Origin of the sequence: Meiothermus sp. Pnk-1 (assembly GCF_003226535.1) — a bacterium.
GTDB lineage: Bacteria > Deinococcota > Deinococci > Deinococcales > Thermaceae > Allomeiothermus.
Window position 1 is genome coordinate 25,658 of the sequence record NZ_QKOB01000021.1, and the last position, 6,830, is coordinate 32,487.

8 protein-coding genes and 1 pseudogene are annotated in these 6,830 nt (G+C 65.9%); 3 read left to right on the forward strand and 6 right to left on the reverse strand.

Annotation, left to right across the window (positions count from 1 at the left end):
• Positions 1-10 precede the first annotated feature (10 nt).
• The 3 genes from DNA98_RS16670 to kynA are packed head-to-tail and all read left to right on the forward strand — an operon-like array spanning position 11 to position 4,400.
• On the forward strand, positions 11-2,305 hold the full coding sequence (locus DNA98_RS16670; protein WP_110532518.1) for a xanthine dehydrogenase family protein molybdopterin-binding subunit: 2,295 nt from the start codon (positions 11-13) through the stop codon (positions 2,303-2,305).
• A gap of 10 nt (positions 2,306-2,315) precedes the next feature.
• Positions 2,316-3,551 carry a kynureninase gene (gene kynU, locus DNA98_RS16675; protein WP_110532519.1) on the forward strand — a complete coding sequence of 412 codons (1,236 nt, stop codon included), beginning with the start codon at positions 2,316-2,318 and terminating at the stop codon, positions 3,549-3,551.
• A gap of 18 nt (positions 3,552-3,569) precedes the next feature.
• Positions 3,570-4,400 (forward strand): tryptophan 2,3-dioxygenase, encoded by an 831-nt coding sequence (kynA, locus tag DNA98_RS16680; RefSeq protein WP_110532520.1) that lies wholly within the window; start codon positions 3,570-3,572, stop codon positions 4,398-4,400.
• A 49-nt stretch (positions 4,401-4,449) separates the two neighbouring features.
• On the opposite strand, the gene rplA is transcribed toward kynA, so the two are convergent.
• The 6 genes and pseudogenes from rplA to tuf form a co-directional block, all read right to left on the reverse strand.
• The gene (gene rplA / locus DNA98_RS16685) at positions 4,450-5,139 is read right to left on the reverse strand and encodes a 50S ribosomal protein L1 (RefSeq protein WP_110532521.1); all 690 of its coding nucleotides are present in this window, start codon (positions 5,137-5,139) and stop codon (positions 4,450-4,452) included.
• A complete protein-coding gene (rplK, locus tag DNA98_RS16690; protein ID WP_110532522.1) occupies positions 5,132-5,566 on the reverse strand; it encodes a 50S ribosomal protein L11 in 435 nt (144 codons plus the stop codon). Before rplK ends, rplA begins: the two co-directional genes overlap by 8 nt.
• A 62-nt stretch (positions 5,567-5,628) precedes the next feature.
• On the reverse strand, positions 5,629-6,186 hold the full coding sequence (nusG, locus tag DNA98_RS16695) for a transcription termination/antitermination protein NusG (protein WP_110532523.1): 558 nt from the start codon (positions 6,184-6,186) through the stop codon (positions 5,629-5,631).
• 13 nt (positions 6,187-6,199) lie between these two features.
• Positions 6,200-6,421 carry a preprotein translocase subunit SecE gene (secE, locus tag DNA98_RS16700; protein WP_110532524.1) on the reverse strand — a complete coding sequence of 74 codons (222 nt, stop codon included), beginning with the start codon at positions 6,419-6,421 and terminating at the stop codon, positions 6,200-6,202.
• Entirely contained in the window at positions 6,421-6,585 is a 165-nt protein-coding gene (gene rpmG / locus DNA98_RS16705) for a 50S ribosomal protein L33 (protein WP_110532525.1), read from the reverse strand. The genes secE and rpmG overlap by 1 nt, the downstream gene beginning before the upstream one ends.
• A gap of 74 nt (positions 6,586-6,659) precedes the next feature.
• A pseudogene (gene tuf, locus DNA98_RS16710) lies at positions 6,660-6,830 on the reverse strand (elongation factor Tu); the annotation flags it as partial.

Here is a 6,830-nt window from a genome sequence, read left to right on the forward strand (position 1 = left end):
TATAAAGCGTATGTCCACCGCAGCGGAGCACAAAACCCCAAGCCGCTTCATCGGCAAGCCTATCCAGCGGCTCGAGGATGGCAAGTTCATCACCGGCAAGGGAACCTACCTCGACGACCTGGCCCCCGCAGGCACCCTGCACCTGATGCTGGTGCGCAGCCTCTACGCCCACGCCCGCATCAAAGGGATCGACGCCCGCGAGGCGCTGGAGGTGCCCGGCGTGCTGGCGGTCTACACCGCCCTCGACCTGCCCGAGCTATACGCGCCGGGCTCGGGTGGGCGCGAGGCCAAGGTGGTGCGGCACCCCGTGTTGGCCAAGGATTACGTGCGCTACACGGGCCAGCCGGTGGCGGCGGTGGTGGCGACCTCGAGGGAAAGCGCCCAGGACGCGCTGCAACGGGTCTACGTGGACTACGAGGCCCTGGAGGCGGTGACCGACCCGCTACAGGCTATGCAGGAGGGCACGCTGGTACACCCTGAACTGGGCACCAACCACGCCCTCCAGCGCAGGACCAGCGCTGGGGACGTGGCCGAAGCCTTCGCCAAAGCCCATCGCGTGGTGGGGGCGCGGATGGTGCAGCAGCGCCTAGCGCCCAGCCCGATGGAGCCGCGCGGCGTACTGGCGGCCTGGGACGGGATTCGCGAATCGCTCACGATCTGGTCCAGCACCCAGATGCCCCACGATCTCCGAAGCGCCATAGCCGAGGCGCTGGGCCTGGCCGAGAACCAGGTACGGGCCGTGACCCCGGACGTGGGCGGGGCCTTCGGGGCCAAGATCAACATCTACCCGGAGGAAGTCCTGGCGGCCTACCTCACGCGCATTCTGGGCAAGCCGGTTAAATGGGTGGAGAGCCGCAGCGAGAGCTTTGTGGCGACCATCCACGGGCGGGCCCAGGTGGCCGATCTGGAAATGGCCCTGGACGCGGAAGGCAAGATCCTGGGCCTACGGGGCCGGGTGGTGGCCGACCTGGGGGCCTACATCCTCGAGACCACCCTGGGCAACGCCCCGGGTACCATTCTGATGCTGCAAGGCCCCTACGAGATCCCAGCCATCGACCTCGAGCTGGTCTCGGTCTACACCCACGCCACCCCCACCGGGGCCTACCGGGGCGCCGGGCGGCCCGAGGCCACCTACTACCTCGAGCGCCTGATGGACATGGCCGCGCGCGAGCTGGGGCTCGATCCCGCCGAAATACGGCTCAGGAACCTGATCCAAGGGCCTTTCCCCTACAAGACCCTCACCGGGGCCAAGTACGACAGCGGAGCCTACCCCGAGACCCTGCGAAAGCTGCTCGAGCTCACCGATTACCCCGCCTTACGGGCCGAGCAGGCCCGGGCACGGGCCGAGGGCCGCCTGCTGGGCATCGGGCTTTGTGTCTACGTGGAGATCACCGGCTATGGCTGGGAGACCGGCGGGGTGCGGATCAACCCCGACGGCAGCGCGGTGGTCTTCACCGGCACCTCGCCCCACGGCCAGGGCACGGGGACCGGCTTCGCTCAGATCGTGGCCGAGCGGCTGGGCATCCCCCTCGAGCGCATCAGCATCGTACAGGGCGACACCTTGGCAGTCCCCTTTGGCCAGGGCACCGCCGGCAGCCGCACGCTGTCGGTGGGGGGCTCGGCCATTCTGAACGCGGCGGAGAAGGTGGCCGAGAAGGTGCGGCGCATCGCCGCCCACCTGCTCGAGGCCGCCCCCGAGGACATCGTCCTCACCGAGGGGGGTTGGGGGGTGCAGGGCACCGATAGGGCGGTGAGCCTCGAGCAGGTCGCCCAGGCGGCCTACAACCCGCGCAAGCTGCCCCCAGATTTGGAGCCGGGGCTCGAGGGCCAGGCTACCTTCAACCTCAAGGAGGCCAACTACCCCTTCGGCGCTCACCTGGCCCTGGTCGAGCTCGACCGCGAGACCGGGCAGGTGCGGGTGCTGCGCTACGTGGCCCTCGACGACGTGGGGGTGGTGGTCAACCCCCTGCTGGTCCAGGGGCAGCAGCAGGGCGGGGTAGCGCAGGGGCTCGGGCAGGCGCTCTACGAGGGCATCCGCTACGACGAGACCGGGCAGAACCAGAGCGCGAGCTTGCTCGAGTACAACCTCCCCCGCGCCGACCAGGTGGTATGGGTGGAGGCCCACCGGGGCAACACCCCCTCCCCTACCAACCCCCTGGGGGCCAAGGGCATTGGCGAGGCGGGCACCATCGGGGCCACGCCCACCATCGTCAATGCGGTGATGGACGCGCTGGGCCTCAAGCACCTCGACATGCCGCTCACCCCCGAGAAGGTCTGGCGGGCCCTGCGGCAAGGGCAGGGGTAGACTGTCAGCTATGACAACCCGAGCCGACCTGGCCGCGCTGGACCAGAGCGACCCCTTAGCCCGCAAGCGCGAGGAGTTCTTCGTCCCCGAGGGCCTGATCTACCTCGACGGCAACTCGCTGGGAGCCCTGCCCAAGGCGGTGATAGGGCACCTCGAGCACGTGGTGAAGGAGCAGTGGGGCCGCGACCTCATCACGAGTTGGAACAAGCACGGCTGGATCGACCTTGCCGAACGCGTAGGCGCCAAGATCGCCCGCTTGATCGGGGCCGAACCCGACGAGGTGGTGGCCGCGGACTCCACCAGCGTCAACCTCTTCAAGGTGCTGCTGGCCGCGCTCAAGCTGCGCCCCGAGCGCCCGGTGATCGTCTCCGACATCGACAACTTCCCCACCGACCTCTACATCGCGCAGGGGGTCAACCAGCTCCTGGGCGGGCGCTACGAGCTGCGGCTGGTGAAGAAGGACCAGCTCGAGGCCGCCCTCGATGAGCACACGGCGGTGCTGATGCTCACCGAGGTGGATTACCGCAGCGGCTGGCGCTACGACATGGCCGCCCTGACCCGGCTGGCCCAGCAGAAGGGCGCCCTGGTGATCTGGGACCTGGCCCACAGCGCGGGGGCCTTCCCGGTGCGCCTCAACGCCTGCAACGCCGACTTCGCGGTGGGCTGCGGCTACAAGTACCTGTGCGGCGGGCCGGGTGCCCCGGCCTTCCTCTACGTGGCCCGGCGGCACCAGAGCGCGGTCCTGCCCTTTCTCAGCGGCTGGATGGGTCACCGCGCCCCCTTCGCCTTCGACCCCTTCTACGACCCCGCCGAGGGGGTCCAGCGCATGAAGGTGGGCACCCCGCCGGTGCTGAGCCTCTCCGCGCTGGACAAGGCCCTGGAGGTCTTCGCCGACGTGGACATGGAGGAGCTGCGGCGCAAGTCGCTGCGCCTGGGCGATGTGTTCATCGAGCGGATGGAGCCCCTGTGCCGGCGCTACGGCTTCGAGCTCGTCACGCCCCTCGAGCCCGAGCGCCGGGGCAGCCAGGTGGCCTACGCCCACCCCGAAGGCTACGCTATCATGCAGGCCCTCATCGCCGAAGGCGTGATCGGGGATTTTCGCGCTCCCAACATCCTGCGCTTCGGCTTCACCCCGCTCTACCTGCGCTACCAGGAGGTGGCCGAGGCGGTGGAGCGGCTCGAGCGGGTGATGAGCCGGGAACTGTGGAAGGCCGAGCGCTTCCGCGAGCGGGCCAAAGTCACCTGATTCCCCTGAGGTTCCAGCATGAATAAACCCAATCCTGCCGAAGGTGCCTACACCGACTTCAAGAACAGCCTGTCCTATGGCGATTACTTGGCCCTTGACGAGCTGCTCTCGGCCCAGCGCCCCCTCACCCCAGCCCACGACGAAGTGCTGTTCATCGTCATCCACCAGGTCTCGGAATTGTGGATGAAGCTCATCATTCACGAGCTCGAGGGCGCGATGCAGCTTCTGAAGCAGGGGGTCATCGACCCCTCGCTCAAGATGCTCACCCGGGTCTGCCGGGCCCAGGAACAGATGACCAGCGCCTGGGAAGTGCTCAAGACCATGACCCCCAGCGATTACCTCGAGTTCCGCTCCGCTTTCGGGCAGGCCTCGGGCTTCCAGTCCTACCAGTACCGCCTCATCGAGTTCCTGCTGGGCAACCGCAACCCCTTCATGATGCGGCCCCACGAGCACCGGCCCGACCACCACGCGCTGCTGCAAGACGCCCTGAGCTCCCCCAGCCTCTACGACCTGTCCCTGCGCCTTTTGGCCCAGCGGGGCTTCACAATTCCTGCCGAGGTGCTGGAGCGCGACTTCGCCAAGCCCTACGAGCCCAACCCAGCGGTGCTTCAGGCTTGGCTCGAGGTCTACCGTAACACCCTCGAGCACTGGGACCTCTACTACCTGGCCGAGAAGCTCATCGACGTGGAGGATAACTTCCGCCGCTGGCGCTTCAATCACCTCACCACCGTCGAGCGCATGATCGGCCACAAACGCGGCAGCGGGGGCACGGCGGGGGTGGGGTATCTGAAAAAGGTGCTTGAGGTGGTGCTCTTCCCCGAGCTGTGGCAGGTGCGCACGGAGCTATAAACGCCGCCGGCACAGCCGTAACAGGCTGTGCCGGGCATCCGAGCAACCCCTAGGCGTAGGGGTTCACCCGGATCGAGGGGCCCATGGTGGTGGTGATGTAGACGCTGCGCAGAAAAGTCCCTTTGGCGCCCTCAGGCTTAGCCCCCTCCACCGCGCGGATAAAAGCCCGCAGGTTCTCGGCGATCTTGTCCGGGGTGAAGCTGGCCTTGCCGATGGGGGCGTGGACCACCCCGGTCTTGTCGTTGCGGAACTCGATCCGACCGGCTTTGATCTCGCGCACGATCTCGGCGATGTTGAAGCCCACCGTCCCAGCCTTGGGGTTGGGCAGCAGGCCACGCGGACCGAGCACTCGGCCCAGCTTGGAACCCACCGCACCCATCACGTCCGGGGTGGCGACCACCGCGTCGAAGTCGGAGCGGCCCGCCAGGATCTCCTGGATGATCTCCTCCCCGGCGGCGATGTCGGCTCCGGCGTCGCGGGCCTCGATGATCTTATCGCCCTTGGCGATGGCCAGCACCCGCACGCTGCGGCCTGTGCCGTGGGGCAGGGCCACGGTAGAGCGCACGTTCTGGTCAGACTTACGCGCGTCGATGCCGAGCTTGATGTGGGCCTCGACGGTCTCGTCAAAACGAGCCGACTTGATCTCAGGGATCAGCTTGGCCGCCTCCTCGATGGAGTAGACCTTGTTGGGGTCAATCTTCTCCAGCAAAGCGCGGTAGCGTTTGCCGTGCTTAGGCATGGGGCACCCCCGTCACTTCCAGGCCCATCGAGCGGGCCGAACCGGCGATCATGCGGGCGGCGGCCTCGAGGTCGGTGGCGTTCATGTCGGGCAGCTTCTGCTTGGCGATGGCCAAGCACTGCTCCCAGGTGATCTTCCCGGCCTTTTCACGCCCGGCTTTCTGGCTGCCTTTCTCGATCCCCGCAGCCTTGCGAATGAGGTACGAAGCGGGTGGGGTTTTAGTGATGAAGGTAAAGCTGCGGTCGGAGTAGATGGTGATCTCCACCGGCACGATGGCATCGCCCATGCTGGCCGAAGCCGCGTTGAACTGCTTGACGAACTCCATGATGTTTGCGCCGTGCTGCCCCAAAGCCGGGCCGACGGGCGGCGCAGGTGTAGCTTTTCCAGCCGGAAGCTGGAGTTTAACGATGGCGTTGATCTTCTTCATTTATTCTCCTTTTGGCTCCCTCTAAATTCGAGGTGTTATCGCCCATACCTTAGCGATCAACCCTAAGCACGAACGACCTGGGCAAAATCGAGCTCCACCGGGGTCTCGCGCCCAAAGATGCTGACCAGTACCTTGACCTTCTGGCGCTCCAGGTTGACTTCGCCCACCACACCGGTGAAGTCTGCGAAGGGACCGCTCACCACCCGCACCACGTCGCCTTCCTTGAAGGAGACCTGCGGCTTGGGGGCTTCCTTCTTCCCCGCCAACCCGCTGGCCTCGAGGATGTGCTGCACCTCGTCGGGGGTAAGCGGAACCGGGCGAGTAGCGGTACCGACGAACCCGGTCACGCCAGGGGTGCCCCGCACCGCCTCCCAAGCCTCGTTGACCTCGGCAGGGTCGTCTCCCATGTCCATCTGTACGAAGACGTAACCGGGAAACAGCTTACGGCGCACCACCTCTTTCTTGCCGCCGTCGCGGTGCTCGACCACCTCTTCGGTCGGGATCAGGACTTGGTAGATCAGGTTGCCCATGTTGAGCGCGGCGACCCGCTTCTCGAGGTTAGCTTTGACCTTGTCCTCGTACCCTACGTAGGTGTGGACGGCGTACCATTCGATGCTCATAAGCCCGCCTGCCTTACCTGCTGATGAAGCTGATGAGGTTGCGGAAGATCAGATCGTAAAGGCCCAACACCACCATGAAAAAGGCCGTCACTAGCAGGATGACCTCGGTGGACTGGACGATCTCTTGACGGGTGGGCCAGGTGACCCGGGAAAGCTCGGCCCGCGACTCGCGGAAATAGTTCACCACGCGCTGGGGAAAGCTCCGCCGGGGGGTGAGCTCGCTCTTCTCGGCCATTAGACTTTGACTTCCTTATGGACGGTGTGCTTTTTGTCCCAGGGGCAGTATTTGCGCAGCTCGAGCTTACCGCTGCTGTTGCGCCGGTTCTTCTCGGTGGCGTAGTTGCGACGCTTGCACTCCGTGCACTCGAGCAAGATCTTGATGCGGATATCGCTAGCCATACGTTCACCTTCTCTGGCGCGGCTGCGCCGTGTGCACCCAGCCGGGTACCCGGCTGGGTGCATATCTTTTTATTTTACTCCAGGATCTTGGTCACGACGCCCGCACCCACGGTGCGTCCACCTTCCCGAATGGCAAAGCGCAGCCCTTCCTCCAAGGCAATCGGCTTGATCAGCTGCACCGTGAAGGTGATGTTATCCCCAGGCATCACCATCTCCACACCCCCCGGCAGCGTCACATCCCCCGT

Bases quoted from the DNA above. Each gene is read 5' to 3' on its own strand.
- secE (WP_110532524.1), bottom strand. From the start codon at position 6,421: ATGGCCGAGAAGAGCGAGCTCACCCCCCGGCGGAGCTTTCCCCAGCGC.
- kynU (WP_110532519.1), top strand. From the start codon at position 2,316: ATGACAACCCGAGCCGACCTGGCCGCGCTGGACCAGAGCGACCCCTTA.
- rplK (WP_110532522.1), bottom strand. From the start codon at position 5,566: ATGAAGAAGATCAACGCCATCGTTAAACTCCAGCTTCCGGCTGGAAAA.
- kynA (WP_110532520.1), top strand. From the start codon at position 3,570: ATGAATAAACCCAATCCTGCCGAAGGTGCCTACACCGACTTCAAGAAC.
- rplA (WP_110532521.1), bottom strand. From the start codon at position 5,139: ATGCCTAAGCACGGCAAACGCTACCGCGCTTTGCTGGAGAAGATTGAC.
- nusG (WP_110532523.1), bottom strand. From the start codon at position 6,186: ATGAGCATCGAATGGTACGCCGTCCACACCTACGTAGGGTACGAGGAC.
- rpmG (WP_110532525.1), bottom strand. From the start codon at position 6,585: ATGGCTAGCGATATCCGCATCAAGATCTTGCTCGAGTGCACGGAGTGC.
- DNA98_RS16670 (WP_110532518.1), top strand. From the start codon at position 11: ATGTCCACCGCAGCGGAGCACAAAACCCCAAGCCGCTTCATCGGCAAG.